Source organism: Mesorhizobium sp. CCNWLY176 (assembly GCF_037153935.1).
Classification (GTDB): domain Bacteria; phylum Pseudomonadota; class Alphaproteobacteria; order Rhizobiales; family Rhizobiaceae; genus Mesorhizobium_M; species Mesorhizobium_M zhangyense.
Genome location: NZ_JBBBDZ010000018.1, coordinates 63794 through 82598, shown reverse-complemented (window position 1 = coordinate 82598; position 18805 = coordinate 63794). Strand labels below are relative to the sequence as shown.

Here is an 18805-nt window from a genome sequence, read left to right as displayed (position 1 = left end):
TCCACCCGGCACAACCGGCGCGAGTTTAGACAGCGGGCGCGAAATGCCAACCCGCAATCTTCGCTTGTGCGACGAAGGGTTTAGAGAGGGGCCTGGCAGTTCTCCCGCGTAACGTCAGGTGTTCCCTATCGCCTGCGTGGCGGTTGCGGGCGTCGCGCTCAGCGTTGCGGCCCAGAAGGCAATCGCCAGAGCGCTGATGCCGGCTCCAAGCAGGCAGACGCCGGTCCATCCGGCGTAGGCATAAACCATCGTCGACAGCGACGAGCCAAGAGCGCTGCCGATCGAATAGAAAACCATATAGGCCGCAGTCAGCCGGCTCTGCGCTTCGGGCCGGACGCGATAGATCATGCCCTGATTGGTGACGTGCACCGCCTGCAGCCCGAAGTCGATGATCAGAACGCCGGCGATCAGCCACAGGATCGAATGCGGCAGCAGCGCAATCGGCAACCAAGCGACAAGCATCAGCGTCAGCGCAATGCCCGTCGTGCGCTGGCCATAGCCGCGATCGGTCCAGCGTCCCGCCCGCGCTGCGCCGAGCGCCCCTGCAGCTCCTGCCAGCCCGAAAAGGCCGATGGCTGTGTGCGACAGCGAGAAAGGCGGCGCGCTCAGCGGCAGCACGAGCGGCGTCAACAGCGTCGTGATATCGGCAAAGATCAGCATGGCGATGATCGCCCGGATGCGAAGCACCGGCTCTTCAACAAATAGCGTGAAGAGCGAGCCGATCAGGCGCGGATATGCCATGCGCTTGTCCCGCGGCTCCTGCGCCGGCAACACCTTGTAGAGCAGTGCGGCAATGATAAGCGTCAGCACGGCAGAAACGAAGTAGACCGTGCGCCAGCCCGAGAGATCGGTGAGCGTTCCTGCCACGGTGCGCGCGAGCAGAATGCCAAGCACGATGCCGCTAGTGACGACGCCAACCACCTGCCCGCGCTCGGCCGGCCGCGCCAGGCTTGCGGCATAGGCGACGAGCGCCTGCGTGACGACAGCCATCAATCCCATCGCGGCCATCGATGCCAGCAGCATGGCGCCCGTTGTCGAGAACCCCACCGAGACGAGCGCCAGCACCGAAAGAAGCGACTGGCCGACCACCAGCTTGCGCCGGTCGACGAGGTCGCCGAGCGGCACCAGCAGCACGAGCCCCAGCCCGTAGCCGAGTTGGGTGAAGCCGACAATCAGCCCGGCGGTGGCGCGGGCAATGCCGAGATCGTCGGCCATCACGTCGAGCAGCGGATGGGCGAAATAGGCATTGGCGACGGCAAGCCCGCTCGCCATGGCAAAAAGCAGCACGACAGGGCGCGACAGGCTGGAGGAATGCCGCTCGTTGCCCTTGTCGAGTTCGCTTGCCTGAAGACGCGCGCCAGCGCTCGCGACGCCGGCGGACGCCACCTCGTTTGTCGATCGCATTGTAAGCTCCAATTATGAAATCGGTTTAATTATGAAACCATTTGCTCGATAGCAAATGAGGTTTTATAATGCAACCAAAAATCGGAGATGGCATGGTCAAGCGGAGAAGCCTGAAGGGAGATTACTGCCCGAGCGCCAGATCACTGGATGTGATCGGCGACTGGTGGTCGCTGCTGATCGTGCGCGACGCGTTCGACGGGCTGACGCGTTTTGGTGAGTTCCAGAAGAGCCTCGGCATTGCCAAGAACATCCTTTCCGAACGGCTGCGCACGCTGATTGCGCGCGGAATTCTGGAGGCGGTTCCAGCGGTGGATGGCGGTGCGCATCAAGAATACCATCTGACCGCAATGGGACGCGACCTCTTCCCGGTGATGGTGGCGCTGAGGCAGTGGGGCGAGCAGCATCTGTTCGCACCCGGCGAAGAGCATTCCAAGCTGGTCGAGCGTGATACCGGACTGCCGGTTCGGCTGGATGTCCGTGTCAACGACGGACGGCCTGCCGGACCGGACAACACTGTTATCCTCAAAGTGCCCGAGCTGGATCAAGACTGATCCCGCCCTGCTGAACCGGCCCCTTGCGCGATATCGTATCGAGGACGAAAGATTTTTCAGACGCCTGTCGAAATCGGGCGAGGCCGCGCGACATTGGTTCGGCACGCAACGGTGCGGCCCCGAAACAAGAGGAAACGACCATGCGCTACATGCTTTTCATTCACCTCGACGAAAGCCAGATGCCGAAGAGCCCGGCGGACAAGGGCTATGAAATGCTCGCCGCCTACGGCGCCTATAACGAGGCGCTGAAGAATGCAGGCGTCTATCTCGCCGGCGACCGCCTGACGCCGAGCACAACAACCACGCAGGTGCGCATTGCCGACGGCAAGACGAGTGTGCTCGACGGGCCTTACGCCGAAACACGCGAGCAGATCGGCGGTTACTACATCATCGAGGCAGAAGACCTCGATTCCGCAATCGCCTGGGCTGCGCGCTGTCCCGGTGCGAACCACGGCACCATCGAGGTTCGACTAATATGGGAAGCGACATCGGTCGCGCAGTGAAGCAGCCGGCACTCGAAACCGACGGACGCGCGGCGGCAGAGGCAGCCGCGCGCCGAAGCTACGGCAAGCTGGTCGCCATTCTGGCCTCGCGCAGCGGCGATGTCGCGGGTGCCGAGGACGCGCTTGCCGATGCCTTTGCGGCAGCGCTCGAACAATGGCCGGCAAGCGGCGTTCCCGCCAATCCCGAGGGCTGGCTGATGGCGGTGGCGCGGCGGCGCGGCGTCGATGCTATCCGCCGGCGCAGGACCAGTGCCGAGGGTGCCGCACATCTGCAACTGATCGCCGCGGAAATCGAGGCATCATCCATGGAAGACGACCTGCCCGACGAGCGGCTGCGGCTGATGTTTGCCTGCGCCCATCCGGCTGTCGAGCCGAGCATCCGCGCGCCGCTCATCCTGCAGACGATCCTCGGCTTCGACGCCGCCGCCATCGCCTCGGCCTTCCTCGTTTCACCGGCGACGATGGGCCAGCGGCTGGTGCGCGCCAAGAACCGCATTCGCGAGGCCGGTATTCCGTTCAGCATCCCCGAGCGCGACGCGCTCGACGAGCGGCTGGACGCAGTGCTGGAGGCGATCTATGCCGCCTTCGCCGAGGGCTGGGCCGACCCGACCGGCGCGGAAAGCCGGCGCAGGAACCTTGCGACCGAAGGCATATGGCTCGGGCGGCTGACGGCGTCACTGATGCCGGATGAACCGGAGACGCTGGGATTGCTGGCGCTGATGTTGTTTGCCGAGGCGCGGCGTGCGGCACGGCGCAATGAGAATGGCGACTATGTGCCCCTGGCCGAGCAGGATACGAAGCTTTGGGATAGCGGGCTGATCGACGAGGCCGAAACGCTGCTGCGCCGCGCCGGCGCGATGGGCAAAATCGGGCGCTACCAGTTGGAGGCGGCGGTGCAATCGGCGCATGTCGCGCGCCGCCTGACCGGCGAAACCGACTGGCAGGCTATAGCGCGATTTTACGAGGCGCTGTCACGCATGACGCAGTCACCGGTCGTGTCGATCAACCACGCGGTCGCGCTGGCACATGCGGGCGACACAGGCTCCGGCCTGACGTTGCTGGAGGCGCTTGCCGACGACAAGCGTCTGCTGACATATCAGCCTTACTGGGCCGCGCGCGCCGAACTGCTGACCCTGGCGCAAAAGCCATCCGAGGCGCATGAGGCCTATGGCATGGCGATCGGCCTCGAGACCGACCCGGCTATCCGCAAGTTCCTGCAGGACCGCCGTGCGCGGCTTAGAAACTGAAGCCGGCAATCGCTGAAGCGATCACATTCCCGTTGCCCGACGCGTGACGGCTTGCAACGGCGCGTAGGCTGCATAGCTTGATGCTGATGCGACACGAGACTGATATCAGCCAGGACGACACCGGCGCGACAACGCCCTTCCTCAACACCGTTTACGACGAGCGACAACCGCTGATCGTCTTTGACGGCGTGTGCGTGCTCTGCTCGGTTTTTGCGCGCACGGTGGTGCGGTTCGATCGGCAAAAGCGCTTTCGCTTCGCCACCGCGCAGTCGCCGCTCGGCCAGGCGCTCTATGAGAAGCACGGGCTGCGCACAGATTTCTACGAAACGAACCTCGTCATCATCGATGGCGTGGCCTATCAGCGGCTGGACAGCCTGATCGCCACGGCGGATGCATTGGGCTGGCCGTGGCGGGCGGCTCGCGTCTTGAGAATCCTGCCTCTTTCGCTACGCGACCGCCTTTACCGGCGGATCGCGCAAAACCGCTATGCCCTGTTCGGCCGCAAGGACAGTTGCGAGATACCGTCCGGCGAGCTCAGGAATCGGATCATCGACTGAGCGGACGGACCTTCGCCGGCAAGAGTCGTCACCAGAGCTCGTGCGTGATGTTCAGCTTCAGGATCACCGGGTGCTGCCGCAACGCTGCGCAGATCCGCTCGATGTTCGGCCAGACGATATGAGTGTCGGCCCATTGCGGATGCCAGTGGGCCAGCATCAACAGATAGATATCGGCCGTGGAAAATTCGTCGCCGGCCAGCCAGTCGCGCCCTTCGAGCCACTCGTCCATGATCGAGAGACCGCGCTCGAATTCGGCGATTGCCGCTTCCTTGACGACGTCGGCGCCATCGGCAGCAGCCGTGTAGCGCGGAGCGTAATAGTAGCGCAGGACCGCCGGATACATGACCGAGGACAGGAAAGCCATCCAGCGCAGGAAGTCGGCCCGTGCCGGCGAACCCGCCACCGGTGCAAGGGCGGCGTCGGCATGGCGCTCCGCCAGCAGGATGCACATCGCAGCCGATTCCGTCATCGTCTGCCCTTCCGGCAATGTCAGGACCGGGACCTGGCCGAGCGGACTGATTTCCAGAAAGCGGGGGTCAGGCAGCGCGGACTTGATGACATTGACCCGCTCGAATGGTGCTGCCGCCAGTTCGAGCGCTGCCTCGACCACGAAGCCGCCGCTGCCGGGACGCGTATAGAGTTTGTACATGGTATCTCCGCCAACCGGCACAGCGCCGGTCGGCAGGGATATGACAGGCAAACCGGCGGATTCTCAACCGGCCGACGCCTGCGCCACGCAGTTTTTTCGCCGGTCCAGAAAACGCTCGGCCATCGGTAGTGAGATCAGGCCGCCGTCACCCGAATTCTCAGCCGCCCAGCCCCTCGAACAGGATCGTCGACAGATACCGTTCGGCGAAGGACGGGATGATGACGACAAGATTCTTGCCGGCATTTTCCGGACGCGAGCCGACGACGATTGCCGCCTGAAGGGCCGCTCCCGACGATATGCCGACCGGCACGCCTTCGAGGCGGGCGACGAGGCGGGCATTGGCGATGGAATCGTCGTTGGAGACCTGCACGATCTCGTCATAGATCGTGGTGTCGAGGATTTTCGGCGCGAAGCCGGCGCCGATGCCCTGGATCTTATGCGGGCCGGGCTGGCCGCCCGACAGAACGGGCGAAGCTTCCGGCTCGACCGCGATGACCTGCACGCCGGGCTTGCGCTTCTTCAACACCTGGCCGACGCCGGTGATGGTGCCGCCGGTGCCAATGCCGGAAACGAGGATATCGACCTCGCCATGGGTGTCGTTCCAGATTTCCTCGGCCGTCGTCTGGCGATGGATTTCGGGGTTGGCCGGGTTCTCGAACTGCTGCGGGATGATCGCGTCAGGTAAAGTCGCGGCCAGTTCGTCGGCCTTGGCGATGGCGCCCTTCATGCCCTTTGGCCCCTCGGTCAGCACCAGTTCGGCGCCGAGCAGCGCCAGCATCTTGCGGCGCTCGAGCGACATGGTTTCGGGCATGGTCAGGATCAGCTTGTAGCCCTTGGCGGCGGCGGCGAAGGCAAGCGCAATGCCGGTATTGCCGGAGGTCGGCTCGATCAGCGTGGTCTTGCCGGGCGTGATCTTGCCGGCGGCTTCCAGCGCCTCGACCATGGCGACGCCGATGCGGTCCTTGACGCTGGCGATCGGGTTGAAGAATTCGAGCTTGGCGATGAGGTTGGCGACGATGCCCGTTTCCTTGGCGAATTTGTCGAGGCGCACCAGCGGCGTGTCGCCGATCGTCTCGGTGATCGAGTTGTAGACGCGGCCACGGCCGGGGGCGCGCGCGCTGGTGACGGGCTTGTTCATCGATATGGCTCCAACATTGAAATTCGGACGCAACAATAGGCGCGCCGCCCGAAAAAACCGAGTGGGCGGCGTGCTTAAAATGCCGGAACTCCAGAAAAACGTTTTCTATATACGCCGTATTGGAGAACAATTTGGCGCGAAATGGGCTTTCAGCGGGAGGCGATGGCTGCGGCGGCACCCGCCATGAAAACAGCGGCAGTGCGGTTCAGCGTCCTTAGCGCACGCGGTGTCTTCAACAGCCAGCGCGCCTTCGCCGCCAGCGCCAGATAGGGCACCAGAACGACGAGCAGGACCAGCACGGTCACCACCGCCAGAATGCCGTAGTCTGCGACCGTTATCGTACGCAGATCGACCAATGTCGGCGTCAGCGCCAGATAGAAGATCATCGTCTTGGGGTTGCCGAGCGTCACCGTCAGCCCAGCCAGGAAGCTGGTGAACAGCCCGCCCTTGCCCTTCCGCGCCTCGATGTTTTCAGGCGTGATACCGCTCGTCCAGAAGGTCCAGGCGAGATATGCGAGATAGGCGACGCCGAGCCATTTGATGACGAGGAAGACGGTGCCGAAGGTCTGCGCCACCAGAGCCAGACCCAGCACGACGGCGGTGAGATAGGTAAGATCGCCGCAGATCAGCCCGAGCGACATGGCAAGCGACGAGCGGAATCCCGAGCCGAGGGCACGCGCCACCAGCGCGGTGACGCCGGGTCCGGGGATCGCGGCGGCAATGGCCAGCGCGCCGGCATAGGTAACGAAGCCTGCAAGGGTCATGGATCGAACTCAAAAACTTTCGGGAGCGGACATTCGCATGAACGCCCTGCTCTGCAAATAGGCCAGAAATCGGCAACGGCCTATGAATTTATTCGGCCACGGAGGAAGATATCCCAACGCGCAACGTTGTCTGTCGTAACCGCCGCGTGCCGAGACGCCGATGCTTCGCAACAGAGACAATGCCTACGGGCTTATCACGATCCTGTTTCACTGGACGATCGCGGCGCTGTTCGTCGGCCAGATACTGCTTGGCTTTGCGACGCAGTGGGTGGCGAGCATGGCGCTGCAATTCACGCTGATCCAATGGCACAAATCCTTCGGCTTCCTCATTCTGGCGCTGGCGGCGCTGAGGCTGTTGTGGGCGCTCGCCAACCGACGACCCGCGCGGCCAAGGGGTTTCAGCCGGACCGAATGGCTGGCCGCGAAGGCCGTACAGACATCGCTCTACTTGCTGATGCTTGCCGTGCCTCTGACCGGCTGGGCGCTGGCTTCTACCTCGACGCTCGGAATACCCAGTTTTGCCTTCAATCTGGTCGTGGTCCCCCATCTGCCGCTCGCACCTTCAGAGGCGTCGGAGAATTTCTGGCGAGACGTTCATTGGTGGCTTGCCTACGGCACGGCCGTTGTCGCCGCAGGCCACATGCTGGCAGCCCTTCGCCATCACTTCTGGCTCGGCGACGGCATTCTCAAACGCATACTGCAACCGGGCGCAGAAAGCCCAAACCGCGGGACCGTCAAAGGTCAGAAAGCCGCCGGGAGATGACAATGTCAACGCATGTCTGGAAATCGCCACGCAATGCAGTCCTGAGCGCCGGTCTGGCCTCAATTTTGGCCGGCCTTCCCTTCACCGCCCATGCCGATCCGCTGGCGGAAGCCGCCGGCAAATACAGCATCGCGCCCTCCTCGCGCATCGCCTTCAGCGTCGCGCAGGTCGGCGGCGGCGGCATCGCCGGTGATTTCGGAGAATTTCGCGGCATATTCCGCATCGATGGCAAGGATATCGGGCGGTCGAATGTCAGCTTCACGCTGCTGCCGGCAAGCGTGCGCACCGGTGAGGCGCGCGTGGAAAACTTCCTGCGCTCCGACGCGGTGTTCGATGTCGCGAATTTCCCCGAGATTTCGTTCCGTTCCACCGGGATCACGCAAACGGGCGCCAGCAGCGCCCGGATTGATGGCGTGCTGACGGCGCGCGGCAAGACGCGCCCGGCGCAGTTCGACGCCAGCGTCAGCGACCGCACCAAGCGCAAGATAACGTTCCGCGTGCAGGGGAAAATCCTGCGTTCGCCCTACGGCATGGATGTCGGCACGCCGATCTATTCCAACGTCGTCAAGTTCGACATGGTGCTACAGGGAACGCGTTGACCGGCACGAAAGGTCAACTGCCCTCTTCGTAGAAGCCGGCGTCCAGCTTCTTTTCGAGCTCGACGAGATCGGCCGGCAGCGGCATGCCCATGGCGCGCAATTCGTTCAGCTTTTCGCGAAGACGCTCATGCACTTCATGAGCGTCTTCGGGCTGTTCGATCATCTGCTCGAGCAGGAGGCTTATCTGCGCCTTGAGTTGTTCCAGTGCCATCCGTGCCTCCTGTGATCGATGCCACAGCCTACACCCGATGGCGCGCAGGTACTACGCTCGCTTTGCGACTGGCTTGGTCGAACGCCGACGCTTTTCGGCGGCTTTCGAGCTCGCAGTCACGCTCGGCTCCACCACCTTGCGGTAGAGATGCCATGTCGCATGGCCGAATATCGGCATGACCACGGCAAGTCCGGCAAACAGCGGTATTGAGCCAATGACCAGTCCTACAGCCACGAGAAGCCCCCAGAACAGCATGGGCAGCGGATTGACGATGAGCGCGCGGGCGGAAGCTTCCATCGCTGCAATCACGCCGACATCGCGATCGAGCAGCAGCGGGAAGGCAATGACCGTGGTGGCGAGCGCGACGATGGCGAACACCAGTCCGACCAGATTACCCCACAGGATCAGCGACCAGCCACGATCAGTCGTCAGCACGTCCCTGATGAAGGTGCCGATCGACGCCGGCGGCTCGGTGCCGAAGGTCATTGCATAGATCGCCTGGGCCACGAGCAGCCAGGCAATGAACAGCGCAAACAGCCATATGCCGACGGCGACGATCGACGGCAGTGCCGACGAATGGCGAACGTCGAAGGCGTGAACCCATGACGTATCCATGCCGAGTTCGCGGCGGCGGCTTATCTCATAGAGTCCAATCGCGGCAATCGGCCCAAGCAGGGCAAAGCCGGACATCAGCGGAAACAGCAACGGCAAGGCATTGTTGCCGGAAGTCCAGGTCGCCAGCACGACGCCGACGATCGGATAAATTACACATAGAAACACGTAGTGAGACGGTTTTTCCCAAAAATCCTCGGCGCCCTGTCTGAGCGACGTGGTTACGTCTGAAAAGCTGATCTTGCGCACGGCGACATGATTATAGGTCTCGCCGGCGCCTGCCATGACATGAAATTGTGCCATTCTCATACCTCCGCTGCTTGAAAGTCGCGGTGGTTAGGGAGCCGTCGAAACATGCCGCTCGACGAGCCGCGACCTGCAGTGACCGAACTATACACAGCCTGAGCCATTTTGTCGCATCACAAGGGTGAAAGCGATTGTCAGAGAGCTTTTGCAAATCCGGGGTGCGCTAGCAGCCTCAACGCAGCATGCGTGAAATGAGCTGTGCGGTGTAATCCACCATCGGCACGATGCGGGCGTAATTCAGCCGCGTCGGGCCGATGACGCCGAGCGCGCCGACGACGCGGGCATCCTTGTCGCGATAGGGCGCGACGACCAGCGAGGAACCGGAGAGCGAAAACAGCTTGTTTTCCGAACCGATGAAGATGCGCACGCCGGAGCCGGCCTCTGCAAGGTCGAGAAGCTGGACCATGCCCTCCTTTGTCTCAAGATCCTCGAACAGATGGCGAAGCAATTCGATATCGGCCTGCGCCGTCACGTTTTCCAGCAGATTGGCGCGGCCGCGCACGATGAGCCGTGACGGCAAGCCGCTCTCGACGCCTCCGCCTCCCCACACGGCGAGGCCCTTTTCGACGAGGTCCTGCGACAGCGTGTCGAGTGCTGCCTTGGTCTCTTCCTTCAGCCGCGCGATCTCAGTTTTCGCCTCGGCCAGCGTGCGCCCGCCGATATGGGCATTGAGATAGTTCGACGCCTCATGCAACTGCGAGGTGGTGACGCCGGGCGGCAGTTCCACGACCCGGTTCTCGACATCGCCGTTCTGCGAGACCATCACCGCCAGCGCGCGCTGCGGCTCGAGCTGGATGAACTCGATATGCTTCAGCGGCACCTCGTTCTTGGTCGCCAGCACCAGGCCCGCGCCCCGCGACATGCCCGACAGCATCTGGCTGGCTTCCGTCAGCATCTGTTCCAGCGTGGCGCCGCTGCCCGACGCCTTGACCTGCGCATCGATGACCCGGCGCTCTTCGTCCGAGAGGTCGCCGAGTTCCATGAAGGCATCGACGAAAAAACGCAGGCCCTTCTGCGTCGGCAGGCGGCCGGCCGAGATATGCGGCGCATAGACGAGGCCGAGATGCTCCAGGTCGCTCATCACATTGCGCACGGTGGCCGGCGACAGCGACGACGGCAGCATGCGCGACAGGCTGCGCGAACCGACAGGCTCGCCGTCGAGCAGATAGGAATCAACGATGCGGCGGAAAATATCCCGCGAGCGCATGTCGAGCGATTGCAATGTCGGATCCAGCACAGGTTTCGTCATGGTTTCACCAAACCTCCGGAATCAAGATATAGATGGCTCGCGCTGGAACACAACATGGGGTCATGAGGCCAACCCGGTTTTCCTTTGCGCCGGAAACGGCATGGCGTTACAAGCCGCGACGACTCCACCAATTTTCACAGAAAGAACCGTATGCGCCCTTCCAAACGCCAATTCGACGAAATGCGCGCCATCTCCTTCGAGCGCAACGTCTCCAAACATGCGGAAGGCTCGTGCCTGGTCAAATTCGGCGACACCCATGTCTTGTGCACCGCAAGCCTTGAGGAAAAGGTGCCCGGCTGGATGCGCAACACCGGCAAGGGCTGGGTGACGGCCGAATACGGCATGCTGCCGCGTTCGACCGGCGACCGCATGCGCCGCGAAGCCTCTTCCGGCAAGCAGGGCGGCCGCACGCTGGAAATCCAGCGCCTGATCGGCCGCTCGCTTCGCGCCGTGGTCGACATGCAGGCGCTCGGCGAAATGCAGATCACGGTCGACTGCGACGTTATCCAGGCCGATGGCGGCACGCGCACGGCCGCCATCACCGGCGGCTGGGTCGCGCTGCACGATTGCCTGCGCTGGATGGAAGCGCGCCAGATGGTCAGCGTTTCCAAAGTGCTGAAGGACCATGTCGCCGCCATTTCCTGCGGCATTCATGACGGCCAGCCCGTGCTCGACCTCGACTATCTCGAGGATTCGTCGGCCGGCACCGACTCCAATTTCGTCATGACCGGCAAGGGCGGCATCGTCGAAATCCAGGGCACGGCCGAAGGCGCCCCCTTCACCGAAGAAGAATTCGCCGCGCTGATGGCGCTGGCCAAGAAGGGTATTTCCCGGCTGGTCAGCCTGCAGCAGATGGCGGTGGCCTGAGGTTCGCCATGCAGCCCTCCGCCATCCTCGAATCCGCGCTCTACGTCACCGACCTCGACGAGGCTGAGCGGTTCTATGGTGGCGTTCTCGGGCTGGAGCTGATCTTGAAAGCCGAAGGGCGGCACGTCTTCTTTCGCTGCGGCAAGGGCGTGCTTTTGCTGTTCAACGCAGAAGCAACCAGAAACCAGCTGGCGGCCGGCGCGAAACTGCCTATCCCGCCGCATGGCACGACGGGTGAAGGACATTTGTGCTTCGCCGCGACCGCAAACGAGATCGTGCAGTGGAAAGCCCTGCTGGAAGGCAAGGGCATCGCCATCGAGGCGGATTTCGAATGGCCCAACGAAGGCCGCTCGATCTACATCCGCGACCCTTCAGGCAATTCGATAGAATTTGCCGAACCACGCATCTGGGGACTTTGAATGCGCATTCTGACCGAACGGGAAATCGTCGTCGCCAGCCACAATGAAGGCAAGCTGCGGGAATTCGCCGACCTGATGGCGCCCTTCGGCTTCAAGGCCAAGTCGGCCAAGGAATATGGCCTGCCTGAGCCGGACGAGACCGGCACGACCTTCGAGGAAAACGCGCTTATCAAGGCATTCGCGTCGGCCAAGGCGACCGGCCTGCCGGCACTGTCGGACGATTCCGGGCTCGTCGTCGACGCACTCGGCGGACAGCCGGGCGTCTACACCGCCAACTGGGCCGAAAAGCCGGATGGAACGCGTGACTTCGGCATGGCCATGCAGCGCACGGAAGTGGCCCTTCACGAGGTCGGCGCGACGGAGCCTGAAAACCGCAAGGGCCGTTTCGTCGCCGTCATCTGCCTTGCCTGGCCGGACGGACATGCCGAGTATTTCCGCGGCGAGGCCGAGGGCACGCTGGTGTGGCCGCCGCGCGGCGAGAAGGGTTTCGGCTACGATCCGGTCTTCATGCCGGAAGGCCACGATATTACATTCGGCGAAATGACGGCCGAGCAGAAGCATGGCTGGAAGCCGGGCCAGGACGAGGCGCTTTCGCATCGCGCCCGCGCCTTCCAGAAATTCGCCCGCGCCATGCTCGGCTCGGCGTGAAGGACAAGGCATTGACGGGCAGCGAACCGGGATTTGGCGTCTACATCCATTGGCCTTTCTGCGCGGCCAAATGCCCTTACTGCGACTTCAACAGCCATGTCCGCCACCAGCCGGTCGACCAGGAGCGCTTTGCCAGCGCCTTCGAGACAGAGCTTGCGACGATGCGCGAGCGCACCGGCCCGCGCGACGTCACCAGCATCTTTCTCGGCGGCGGCACGCCCTCGCTGATGAAGCCTGAGACAGTGGCACGCGTGCTGGACGCCGTGGCGAAGAACTGGACCGTACCGGATGGCATCGAGATCACGCTGGAGGCCAACCCCTCGTCAGTCGAAGCCGAGCGCTTTCGCGGCTATCGCGCTGCCGGCGTCAACCGCGTCTCGCTCGGCGTGCAGGCGCTGAACGACACCGACCTGCGCTTTTTGGGCCGCCTCCACAACGTGTCCGAAGCGCTGCACGCCATCGGGCTGGCGCGCGAAATCTTTCCGCGGCTTTCCTTCGACCTGATCTATGCCCGCCCTGGCCAGACGCCGGAAGCGTGGAGCGCCGAGCTTGAGCAGGCGATCGGCCATGCCGCCGACCACCTGTCGCTCTACCAGCTCACGATCGAGGAAGGCACGCGCTTCCACACGCTCTATGCCGCACATAAATTCGAACTGCCGGACGCCGAAGCATCTGCGGAGCTCTATGCGATCACGCAGGAAGTGACCGCCGCGCGCGGGCTTCCTGCATACGAGATTTCCAACCACGCCCGCCCCGGCGCGGAAAGCCGGCACAATCTAACCTATTGGCGCTATGGCGAATATGTCGGTGTCGGCCCCGGCGCGCATGGCCGCTTCATCGAGGATGGCCGACGCATCGTCACCTTCACCGAGAAGATGCCGGAAAACTGGCTCGATCTCGTCGAAACAAAAGGGCACGGCGTGATCGGCGGCGAGACGCTGACGCGTTCCGAGGAAGCCGACGAGTTCCTGCTGATGGGGCTGCGGCTTGCCGAGGGCATCGACCTCGACCGCTTTGAGCGGCTTTCCGGCCGCGCGCTTTCTTCGCCGCGCATGTCGATCCTGCAAGGAGAAGGTCTGATCGCGCCCGTCGGCAATTCACGCCTGCGCGCCACCGCCTCGGGCATGATCGTGCTGGATGCTGTCGTGGCAGATCTGGCGCGGTAGCGGCTGTGAAGAATGTTCTCTTCGTCTGTAGCCAAAATCGTTTGCGAAGCCCCACCGCCGAGCAGGTGTTTTCTACACGCAGAGATATCGAAGTCGCCTCCGCCGGCACAAACCATGATGCCGACAACCCGTTGACGGGAGAACTCGTCGCATGGGCCGACATTATTTTCGTGATGGAAAAAGCCCACAGGGCGAAGCTGCAGAAGAAATTCAAGGCAAGCCTGAAGAAGGCGCGGATCATCTGCCTCGATATCCCTGACGACTATGAATTCATGGACCCAGCGCTGGTTCGCCTTCTCGAAGCGCGCGTTCCGAGATATCTCGGTTAGACAACGAGGGTTAAGAGATGAATTCCGCTTTCGCGTCCTGGCAGTTCTGGGCCGTCCTGTCGGCAATGTTCGCCGCACTCACCGCGATCTTCGCCAAGGTCGGCATCGAGAACATCAATTCGGATTTCGCCACGCTGATCCGCACCGTCGTTATCCTTCTGGTGCTGGCGGGAATCGTTGTCGCCACCGGACAGTTCCAGAATCCGGGCGAGATCTCGGGAAAGACCTACGGCTTCCTCGTCCTGTCGGGACTGGCGACGGGGGCGTCGTGGCTGTGCTATTTCCGCGCGCTGAAGCTGGGCAACGCCGCCCAGGTCGCGCCTATCGACAAGCTAAGCGTGGTTCTTGTCGCGGTGTTTGGCGTGGTGTTTCTCGGCGAGCGGCTGAGCGGTGCCAACTGGCTTGGCGTCGCGCTGATTGCCGCGGGTGCTGTTCTGGTCGCCTACCGGGCCTGAGGGCCGCTCGTCGGCGTGCCGTTTTTCCAGACGCGGCAGGAAGGCGTCGAAGTGAATGGGCATTGTATCTTCAGGCCTTTTTCGAGTTAGGCTCTGGCGTGGCCGGCTTTTTATCGCCGGTCTCGTCGCTATCCTTGCGCTCGGTTTTCGGAGCCGGCGCCATTGCACCGTCAGCGAGAAAACTCCTGCGGTCGGCATAGTAGGGCTGGAACACGTCCTGTAGCTGAAGGCCTTGCATGGGATCCTCCCGAATGAACATGCCAAACCCGACGCACTTGGTTTCGTTCCCGATTGCGGCAAAATTTACGTAAGGGCCGAAAGGTTTTTTGCAAGGCGCCCAGTGGCGTGCCAAAGAGGGAGCTCAAGGAGAATACGGCGTGCGGGCAGACGGCAGGAAGAGTTTCATGATCGGGCAGACGGAGGTGGCCGCCCGTCCGATGGAAGCTGCGCTCTATCTCGTCGCCACGCCCATCGGCAATCTCGGCGACATCACGCTGCGCGCGCTGGAGACGCTGGCCGGCGCCGATATCCTCGCCTGCGAGGACACCCGCGTCACCCGCATTCTGCTGGAACGCTACGGCATCCGCCAACGCCCGACGCCCTATCACGAGCACAACGCCTCGGAGGCCGGCCCGCGCCTGATCGAGGCGCTGGAAAGCGGGCAGAGCGTGGCGCTAGTCTCCGACGCCGGCACGCCACTGGTTTCTGACCCCGGCTACAGGCTGGTCGGGCAGGCGCTGGAAAAAGGCCTCCGCGTTGTGCCGATACCCGGCGCTTCGGCGGTTCTGGCGGCACTTACCGCATCGGGCCTGCCGTCCGATGCGTTCCTGTTCGCCGGCTTCCTGCCGGTCAAGGACGGTCAGCGGCGCACCCGGCTTTCCGAACTGACGGCAGTTCCGGCGACGCTTATCTTCTTCGAATCGCCGCGGCGGCTGGCCGACACGCTTGTCGCCATGGCCGACGTCTATGGCGACCGCCATGCCGCCATCGGCCGCGAACTCACCAAGAGATTCGAGGAGATGCGCACCGGCACGCTGTCGGCGCTCGCCGCACATTATGCCGAAGCGCCGACGCCCAAGGGCGAGATCGTCATCTGTGTCGGCCCGCCGGAAGAACAGGCTGTGACCGGGCCTGAAGACATCGACCGCCTGCTGCTGTCGCTGGCCAAGGAAATGCCGGCCTCCAAGGCTGCCGCCGAAGCCGCGCGCATGACCGGCGGGCAGAAGCCCGCGCTCTATCGCCGCCTGCTCGAACTCAGGGAAGGTGCGGGTGACTGACGCGAGCGCGCGGATCAAGGCCTACAAACGCGGCCATCGTGGCGAATGGCTGGCCGCGCTCGCCCTGATGCTCAAAGGCTATCGCATCGTCGCCCGGCGCTACCGAACAAAACTCGGCGAAATCGACCTGATCGCGCGGCGCGGCAACCTCGTGCTGATCGTCGAGGTCAAGGCGCGGCCGACACTCACTGCCGCGATGGAAGCCATCGCCTACAGCTCCGAGCGCCGTATCGAGGGCGCGGCCGATCTGTGGCTGTCGCGCCAGCCCGACTATGGAAAACTGTCGGTGCGTTTCGACATGGTGGCGGTACTGCCGCGCCGCTGGCCGGTGCATATCGAAAACGTTTTTCACGGGCGCAACTAAACGCGCAAGATCAGGCACTTGCCGTTGCGGCAACCGTGTAACAAACTCCCTTCGTCAACCAGAATGAAGAGGGGTTATCATGTGCCATCACTGCGTAATGGAATCCGTCAAGGCGGGCATGCTCAGCCGCCGCAGCTTCTTCAAGGGAACGATTGCGGCAGCCGGCGCCGCCGCCCTTGCCACCACCTTGCCGTCACGGCCGATTTTCGCCGCCGAAGCGCCAAAGAAAGCCGAGGATCTCACCCATGAAATCTGGGAGCAGTTCCCGACCTATTTCGGCGGGCAGCAGCTTTTCATCGACCAGAAATTCAGCCACGCCAAGGACACGTTCAACCTGAACGAATGGCGCATCAGCGAGCACACCGGCACCCATATCGACGCGCCGCTGCATTTCACCGCCGACGGCAAGTCGGTGGCCGAGCTGCCGGTCGAGGACCTGATCGCTCCGCTAGTGGTGATCGACATCCGCGCCAAGGCGGCGGAGAACCCCGACGCGCAGGTCACGCCCGACGACATCAAGGCCTGGACGAGCGCCAATGGCGACCTGCCGGAAGGCGCGGTGGTGGCGCTGCTATCGGGCTGGGGCGATCATGTCGCGACCGAAAAATTCCGCAATGTCGGCGACGACGGCAAGACCATGCATTTTCCGGGCTTCCACGTCGAAACCGCGCAACTGCTGATCGAGCAGCCGTCGATCAAGGCGATCGCCGTCGACACGCTGTCGCTCGACCACGGCCCCTCGCCCGACTTCATCGTGCATAATACCTGGCTGCCCAGCGGCCGCTACGGCATCGAAGGCGTCGCCAATCTCGACAAGGTGCCGGTGAAGGGTGCAACGATCGTGGTCGGCGCGCCGAAGATCAAGGGCGCGACAGGCGGGCCTGCGCGGATTTTTGCGCTGGTCTAGCCGGTGATTTCGAAGCCGGCAGGTGCGGCTTCCGCACTTGCCGGCTGGATGTCCACATTCGACACCACCGCCCCGCGCGGTCCGGTCCATAGCAACTTCAGCATGACCGCGGTCGCCTTGCCGGAACCGGCAATCATCGCCGTGACAGAGCCGTCGCGCTCATTGCGCACCCAGCCGCGCAGCCCGAGCCTTTCGGCCTCCTCCTGCGTCCACATGCGAAAGCCGACGCCCTGGACCCTCCCGGTTATCCGCACCAGAAAGGCCGAAGGAGCTTCGCTCACCGTTCCCTCCTCTAGCGCCGGCTCACCCGCATAGGCAGGCCGCCTTGCGGCTGCGTCGTCAGCTTCTGCACCGGCCACGGCTTGGTCTCAGCAACGGTGTCGAAGCGGAAGCGCGACAGCATGACCGCCAGCGCGATGATCGCCTCCTGCATGGCGAAGCTGGCGCCAATGCAGACGCGCGGGCCGGCACCAAAAGGCAGATACTGGAAGCGGTCGATCTTTTCGCGGTTTCCGGGATGGAACCGCTCCGGCATGAAGGCGTCGGGCTGGTCCCAAAGCTTGCGGTGGCGATGCACCACCCAGGGCATGACCAGCACAGCTGCATGCTTCGGAATGTAGAGGTCCTTGTAGGTTTCCGGCTCGATCGGCTCGCGGTTGATCGACGGTGCCGGCGGATAGAGCCGCAGCGCCTCATCGAAGGCGGCACGCGTCAGCGGCATGGCGTCGAGCCATTTGGTCGGGTCCGGCTCGCGCGCCAGCACGGCGTCGATCTCGGCCTCGACCTTGTCGCGCTCCCAAGGCGCTTCGGCAAGGCAGTAGACGGCCCAGCCGAGCGCGCGGGCCGTGGTCTCGTGGCCGGCACCGATGAAGGTGATGATGTTGTCCTCGATCTCGGCGCGCGTCAGGCCGTTCGGCCCCTCGGCTCGCAGGAGAAGTGTCAGGAAATCCTCCGGCACATTGCCGGGGTCGCGCGACAGCCGTTCCGTGCGCATCGACACCGTGTCGGTCACAATCTTGCGGAAATAGGCCATCGTCTTGCGGCCGCGAATGCGGGTAAGGCGCGGCATCCAGTCGGGCGCGCGCAGGAGATCGAGCGGGTCGACCCGGCCCATCGTCTCGAACAAACGATCGATTTCGCGGGCAAAACTGCCCGGTTCGCCGGCGATTTCACCGGAAAACAGGGTTTCTGCCAGAATATCGTAGGTCAGCAGGGTCATGTCGTGGGCGACATCGACCGTGCCCGGGTCTTCCTCGTAGCGCGTGACGAATTCCTGCGTGCGCTTCAGCATCGGGCCGGCAAAGCCGAAGATGTGGCGCGGCGTGAACACCGGCGCCATCGCCTTGCGCGAGCGCTTCCAGACGTCGCCTTCCGCCGTCAGCAGCCCGTCGCGCAGGATCGGCCGCAGGATCTTCTGGCGCACCGTCGCCATCTTGTAGTTCTTGGCATTGTCGACCAGCACGTGGCGGATCAGGCCGGGATCGTTGGCAATGACCAGCGGCCCGCCAACACCGTTTACCGAAATCCACGGCTCGTTGTAGGAGGGCTCGCCCCACAATTCGAGCGGATTGCGGTAGACGATACGGATCATCTCCAGCGTCGAAGGCGGCGAGGTGCGCGGCTTCGGCGCGGGCGGGATGAAAGGCGAAGGCGCGATATCCATCAATTGCTCCATTCGGGTCCTTCCTATGTAGGCACGCCTGTGGCCAGCGTCCATGCGAGGGCATTGTCGCACCGTGTTTGGTGAACGCTCTGTCACCAAAACCTTCCCCAGTTACCGAAAGGTGCCCCCTTGTGCACTGCACACAAGAGCGCCTATT

General features: G+C 63.3%; 25 protein-coding genes. 15 read left to right on the top strand and 10 right to left on the bottom strand.

All coding sequences use genetic code 11. From position 1 onward, the window contains the following. Positions 1 to 114: 114 nt before the first annotated feature. The gene (locus WBQ96_RS24270; RefSeq protein WP_336554545.1) at positions 115 to 1404 is read right to left on the bottom strand and encodes an MFS transporter; all 1290 of its coding nucleotides are present in this window, start codon (positions 1402 to 1404) and stop codon (positions 115 to 117) included. Between the two features lie 92 nt (positions 1405 to 1496). Between WBQ96_RS24270 and WBQ96_RS24265 the strand changes: the two genes are divergently transcribed. From WBQ96_RS24265 to WBQ96_RS24250, 4 genes are all read left to right on the top strand, one after another. Continuing rightward, positions 1497 to 1955 carry a winged helix-turn-helix transcriptional regulator gene (locus tag WBQ96_RS24265; protein WP_336554547.1) on the top strand — a complete coding sequence of 153 codons (459 nt, stop codon included), beginning with the start codon at positions 1497 to 1499 and terminating at the stop codon, positions 1953 to 1955. 140 nt (positions 1956 to 2095) lie between these two features. Further along, positions 2096 to 2458, top strand: coding sequence for a YciI family protein (locus WBQ96_RS24260; RefSeq protein WP_336554549.1), 363 nt, complete (start codon positions 2096 to 2098; stop codon positions 2456 to 2458). Next, on the top strand, positions 2431 to 3705 hold the full coding sequence (locus WBQ96_RS24255; protein WP_336554551.1) for an RNA polymerase sigma factor: 1275 nt from the start codon (positions 2431 to 2433) through the stop codon (positions 3703 to 3705). The genes WBQ96_RS24260 and WBQ96_RS24255 overlap by 28 nt, the downstream gene beginning before the upstream one ends. A gap of 80 nt (positions 3706 to 3785) precedes the next feature. Next, on the top strand, positions 3786 to 4262 hold the full coding sequence (locus WBQ96_RS24250) for a thiol-disulfide oxidoreductase DCC family protein (protein WP_336554553.1): 477 nt from the start codon (positions 3786 to 3788) through the stop codon (positions 4260 to 4262). Positions 4263 to 4290: 28 nt separating this feature from the next. Here the strand turns inward: WBQ96_RS24250 and WBQ96_RS24245 are convergent, their stop codons facing one another. The 3 genes from WBQ96_RS24245 to WBQ96_RS24235 form a co-directional block, all read right to left on the bottom strand. Beyond that, positions 4291 to 4911 carry a glutathione S-transferase family protein gene (locus WBQ96_RS24245; protein WP_336554554.1) on the bottom strand — a complete coding sequence of 207 codons (621 nt, stop codon included), beginning with the start codon at positions 4909 to 4911 and terminating at the stop codon, positions 4291 to 4293. A 157-nt stretch (positions 4912 to 5068) separates the two neighbouring features. Further along, the gene (cysK, locus tag WBQ96_RS24240; protein ID WP_336554555.1) at positions 5069 to 6049 is read right to left on the bottom strand and encodes a cysteine synthase A; all 981 of its coding nucleotides are present in this window, start codon (positions 6047 to 6049) and stop codon (positions 5069 to 5071) included. 149 nt (positions 6050 to 6198) lie between these two features. Then, entirely contained in the window at positions 6199 to 6813 is a 615-nt protein-coding gene (locus WBQ96_RS24235) for a LysE family translocator (RefSeq protein WP_119820984.1), read from the bottom strand. Positions 6814 to 6973: 160 nt separating this feature from the next. Here WBQ96_RS24235 and WBQ96_RS24230 point away from each other — a divergent pair, with 160 nt between their 5' ends. Then, a complete protein-coding gene (locus tag WBQ96_RS24230) occupies positions 6974 to 7576 on the top strand; it encodes a cytochrome b (RefSeq protein WP_336554558.1) in 603 nt (200 codons plus the stop codon). Positions 7577 to 7578: 2 nt separating this feature from the next. Continuing rightward, on the top strand, positions 7579 to 8175 hold the full coding sequence (locus WBQ96_RS24225; RefSeq protein WP_336554560.1) for a YceI family protein: 597 nt from the start codon (positions 7579 to 7581) through the stop codon (positions 8173 to 8175). A 13-nt stretch (positions 8176 to 8188) separates the two neighbouring features. On the opposite strand, the gene WBQ96_RS24220 is transcribed toward WBQ96_RS24225, so the two are convergent. The 3 genes from WBQ96_RS24220 to hrcA all read right to left on the bottom strand — a co-directional run bounded on the left by WBQ96_RS24220 (position 8189) and on the right by hrcA (position 10553). After that, positions 8189 to 8386, bottom strand: coding sequence for a hypothetical protein (locus WBQ96_RS24220; protein ID WP_336554562.1), 198 nt, complete (start codon positions 8384 to 8386; stop codon positions 8189 to 8191). Between the two features lie 51 nt (positions 8387 to 8437). Further along, positions 8438 to 9301 (bottom strand): DUF2189 domain-containing protein, encoded by an 864-nt coding sequence (locus WBQ96_RS24215; protein WP_336554564.1) that lies wholly within the window; start codon positions 9299 to 9301, stop codon positions 8438 to 8440. Between the two features lie 175 nt (positions 9302 to 9476). Then, entirely contained in the window at positions 9477 to 10553 is a 1077-nt protein-coding gene (gene hrcA / locus WBQ96_RS24210; RefSeq protein ID WP_165120497.1) for a heat-inducible transcriptional repressor HrcA, read from the bottom strand. Between the two features lie 150 nt (positions 10554 to 10703). On the opposite strand from hrcA, the gene rph reads away from it, so the two are divergent. From rph to WBQ96_RS24180, 6 genes are read left to right on the top strand one after another with little or no spacing between them, the layout of a single operon-like run. Beyond that, positions 10704 to 11420 (top strand): ribonuclease PH, encoded by a 717-nt coding sequence (gene rph / locus WBQ96_RS24205; RefSeq protein ID WP_091917344.1) that lies wholly within the window; start codon positions 10704 to 10706, stop codon positions 11418 to 11420. Between the two features lie 8 nt (positions 11421 to 11428). Further along, a complete protein-coding gene (locus tag WBQ96_RS24200) occupies positions 11429 to 11839 on the top strand; it encodes a VOC family protein (protein WP_336554567.1) in 411 nt (136 codons plus the stop codon). Then, the gene (rdgB, locus tag WBQ96_RS24195) at positions 11840 to 12487 is read left to right on the top strand and encodes an RdgB/HAM1 family non-canonical purine NTP pyrophosphatase (RefSeq protein WP_336554569.1); all 648 of its coding nucleotides are present in this window, start codon (positions 11840 to 11842) and stop codon (positions 12485 to 12487) included. Between the two features lie 11 nt (positions 12488 to 12498). Then, on the top strand, positions 12499 to 13653 hold the full coding sequence (gene hemW / locus WBQ96_RS24190; protein WP_336554571.1) for a radical SAM family heme chaperone HemW: 1155 nt from the start codon (positions 12499 to 12501) through the stop codon (positions 13651 to 13653). Positions 13654 to 13658: 5 nt separating this feature from the next. Further along, the gene (locus WBQ96_RS24185) at positions 13659 to 13982 is read left to right on the top strand and encodes a low molecular weight protein tyrosine phosphatase family protein (protein WP_165120492.1); all 324 of its coding nucleotides are present in this window, start codon (positions 13659 to 13661) and stop codon (positions 13980 to 13982) included. A gap of 17 nt (positions 13983 to 13999) precedes the next feature. After that, positions 14000 to 14437 (top strand): EamA family transporter, encoded by a 438-nt coding sequence (locus tag WBQ96_RS24180; protein ID WP_336554574.1) that lies wholly within the window; start codon positions 14000 to 14002, stop codon positions 14435 to 14437. 70 nt (positions 14438 to 14507) lie between these two features. On the opposite strand, the gene WBQ96_RS24175 is transcribed toward WBQ96_RS24180, so the two are convergent. After that, on the bottom strand, positions 14508 to 14675 hold the full coding sequence (locus WBQ96_RS24175; RefSeq protein WP_336554575.1) for a hypothetical protein: 168 nt from the start codon (positions 14673 to 14675) through the stop codon (positions 14508 to 14510). Between the two features lie 166 nt (positions 14676 to 14841). On the opposite strand from WBQ96_RS24175, the gene rsmI reads away from it, so the two are divergent. The 3 genes from rsmI to WBQ96_RS24160 all read left to right on the top strand — a co-directional run bounded on the left by rsmI (position 14842) and on the right by WBQ96_RS24160 (position 16985). Next, positions 14842 to 15714, top strand: coding sequence for a 16S rRNA (cytidine(1402)-2'-O)-methyltransferase (gene rsmI, locus WBQ96_RS24170; RefSeq protein ID WP_336554576.1), 873 nt, complete (start codon positions 14842 to 14844; stop codon positions 15712 to 15714). Then, a complete protein-coding gene (locus tag WBQ96_RS24165; protein ID WP_336554578.1) occupies positions 15707 to 16078 on the top strand; it encodes a YraN family protein in 372 nt (123 codons plus the stop codon). The genes rsmI and WBQ96_RS24165 overlap by 8 nt, the downstream gene beginning before the upstream one ends. 79 nt (positions 16079 to 16157) lie before the next feature. Continuing rightward, a complete protein-coding gene (locus WBQ96_RS24160) occupies positions 16158 to 16985 on the top strand; it encodes a cyclase family protein (protein ID WP_336554579.1) in 828 nt (275 codons plus the stop codon). Here the strand turns inward: WBQ96_RS24160 and WBQ96_RS24155 are convergent. Together WBQ96_RS24155 and WBQ96_RS24150 are read right to left on the bottom strand one after the other, a co-directional pair. Beyond that, positions 16982 to 17266: an acylphosphatase gene (locus tag WBQ96_RS24155; RefSeq protein WP_336554581.1), complete on the bottom strand. Its 285-nt coding sequence runs from the start codon at positions 17264 to 17266 to the stop codon at positions 16982 to 16984. The genes WBQ96_RS24160 and WBQ96_RS24155 overlap by 4 nt on opposite strands. A gap of 11 nt (positions 17267 to 17277) precedes the next feature. Beyond that, entirely contained in the window at positions 17278 to 18648 is a 1371-nt protein-coding gene (locus WBQ96_RS24150; protein ID WP_336554681.1) for a cytochrome P450, read from the bottom strand. Between the last annotated feature and the right edge of the window lie 157 nt (positions 18649 to 18805).

What these genes read in the sequence shown, in the direction of transcription:
- WBQ96_RS24255 (WP_336554551.1), top strand. Translation starts at nt 2,431, where the DNA reads ATGGGAAGCGACATCGGTCGCGCAGTGAAGCAGCCGGCACTCGAAACC.
- rdgB (WP_336554569.1), top strand. Translation starts at nt 11,840, where the DNA reads ATGCGCATTCTGACCGAACGGGAAATCGTCGTCGCCAGCCACAATGAA.
- WBQ96_RS24220 (WP_336554562.1), bottom strand. Translation starts at nt 8,386, where the DNA reads ATGGCACTGGAACAACTCAAGGCGCAGATAAGCCTCCTGCTCGAGCAG.
- WBQ96_RS24250 (WP_336554553.1), top strand. Translation starts at nt 3,786, where the DNA reads ATGCTGATGCGACACGAGACTGATATCAGCCAGGACGACACCGGCGCG.
- rsmI (WP_336554576.1), top strand. Translation starts at nt 14,842, where the DNA reads ATGATCGGGCAGACGGAGGTGGCCGCCCGTCCGATGGAAGCTGCGCTC.
- WBQ96_RS24225 (WP_336554560.1), top strand. Translation starts at nt 7,579, where the DNA reads ATGTCAACGCATGTCTGGAAATCGCCACGCAATGCAGTCCTGAGCGCC.
- WBQ96_RS24160 (WP_336554579.1), top strand. Translation starts at nt 16,158, where the DNA reads ATGTGCCATCACTGCGTAATGGAATCCGTCAAGGCGGGCATGCTCAGC.
- WBQ96_RS24270 (WP_336554545.1), bottom strand. Translation starts at nt 1,404, where the DNA reads ATGCGATCGACAAACGAGGTGGCGTCCGCCGGCGTCGCGAGCGCTGGC.
- WBQ96_RS24260 (WP_336554549.1), top strand. Translation starts at nt 2,096, where the DNA reads ATGCGCTACATGCTTTTCATTCACCTCGACGAAAGCCAGATGCCGAAG.
- WBQ96_RS24175 (WP_336554575.1), bottom strand. Translation starts at nt 14,675, where the DNA reads ATGCAAGGCCTTCAGCTACAGGACGTGTTCCAGCCCTACTATGCCGAC.
- WBQ96_RS24235 (WP_119820984.1), bottom strand. Translation starts at nt 6,813, where the DNA reads ATGACCCTTGCAGGCTTCGTTACCTATGCCGGCGCGCTGGCCATTGCC.
- WBQ96_RS24215 (WP_336554564.1), bottom strand. Translation starts at nt 9,301, where the DNA reads ATGGCACAATTTCATGTCATGGCAGGCGCCGGCGAGACCTATAATCAT.
- WBQ96_RS24150 (WP_336554681.1), bottom strand. Translation starts at nt 18,648, where the DNA reads ATGGATATCGCGCCTTCGCCTTTCATCCCGCCCGCGCCGAAGCCGCGC.
- hrcA (WP_165120497.1), bottom strand. Translation starts at nt 10,553, where the DNA reads ATGACGAAACCTGTGCTGGATCCGACATTGCAATCGCTCGACATGCGC.
- rph (WP_091917344.1), top strand. Translation starts at nt 10,704, where the DNA reads ATGCGCCCTTCCAAACGCCAATTCGACGAAATGCGCGCCATCTCCTTC.
- cysK (WP_336554555.1), bottom strand. Translation starts at nt 6,049, where the DNA reads ATGAACAAGCCCGTCACCAGCGCGCGCGCCCCCGGCCGTGGCCGCGTC.
- WBQ96_RS24265 (WP_336554547.1), top strand. Translation starts at nt 1,497, where the DNA reads ATGGTCAAGCGGAGAAGCCTGAAGGGAGATTACTGCCCGAGCGCCAGA.
- WBQ96_RS24200 (WP_336554567.1), top strand. Translation starts at nt 11,429, where the DNA reads ATGCAGCCCTCCGCCATCCTCGAATCCGCGCTCTACGTCACCGACCTC.
- WBQ96_RS24245 (WP_336554554.1), bottom strand. Translation starts at nt 4,911, where the DNA reads ATGTACAAACTCTATACGCGTCCCGGCAGCGGCGGCTTCGTGGTCGAG.
- WBQ96_RS24180 (WP_336554574.1), top strand. Translation starts at nt 14,000, where the DNA reads ATGAATTCCGCTTTCGCGTCCTGGCAGTTCTGGGCCGTCCTGTCGGCA.
- WBQ96_RS24230 (WP_336554558.1), top strand. Translation starts at nt 6,974, where the DNA reads ATGCTTCGCAACAGAGACAATGCCTACGGGCTTATCACGATCCTGTTT.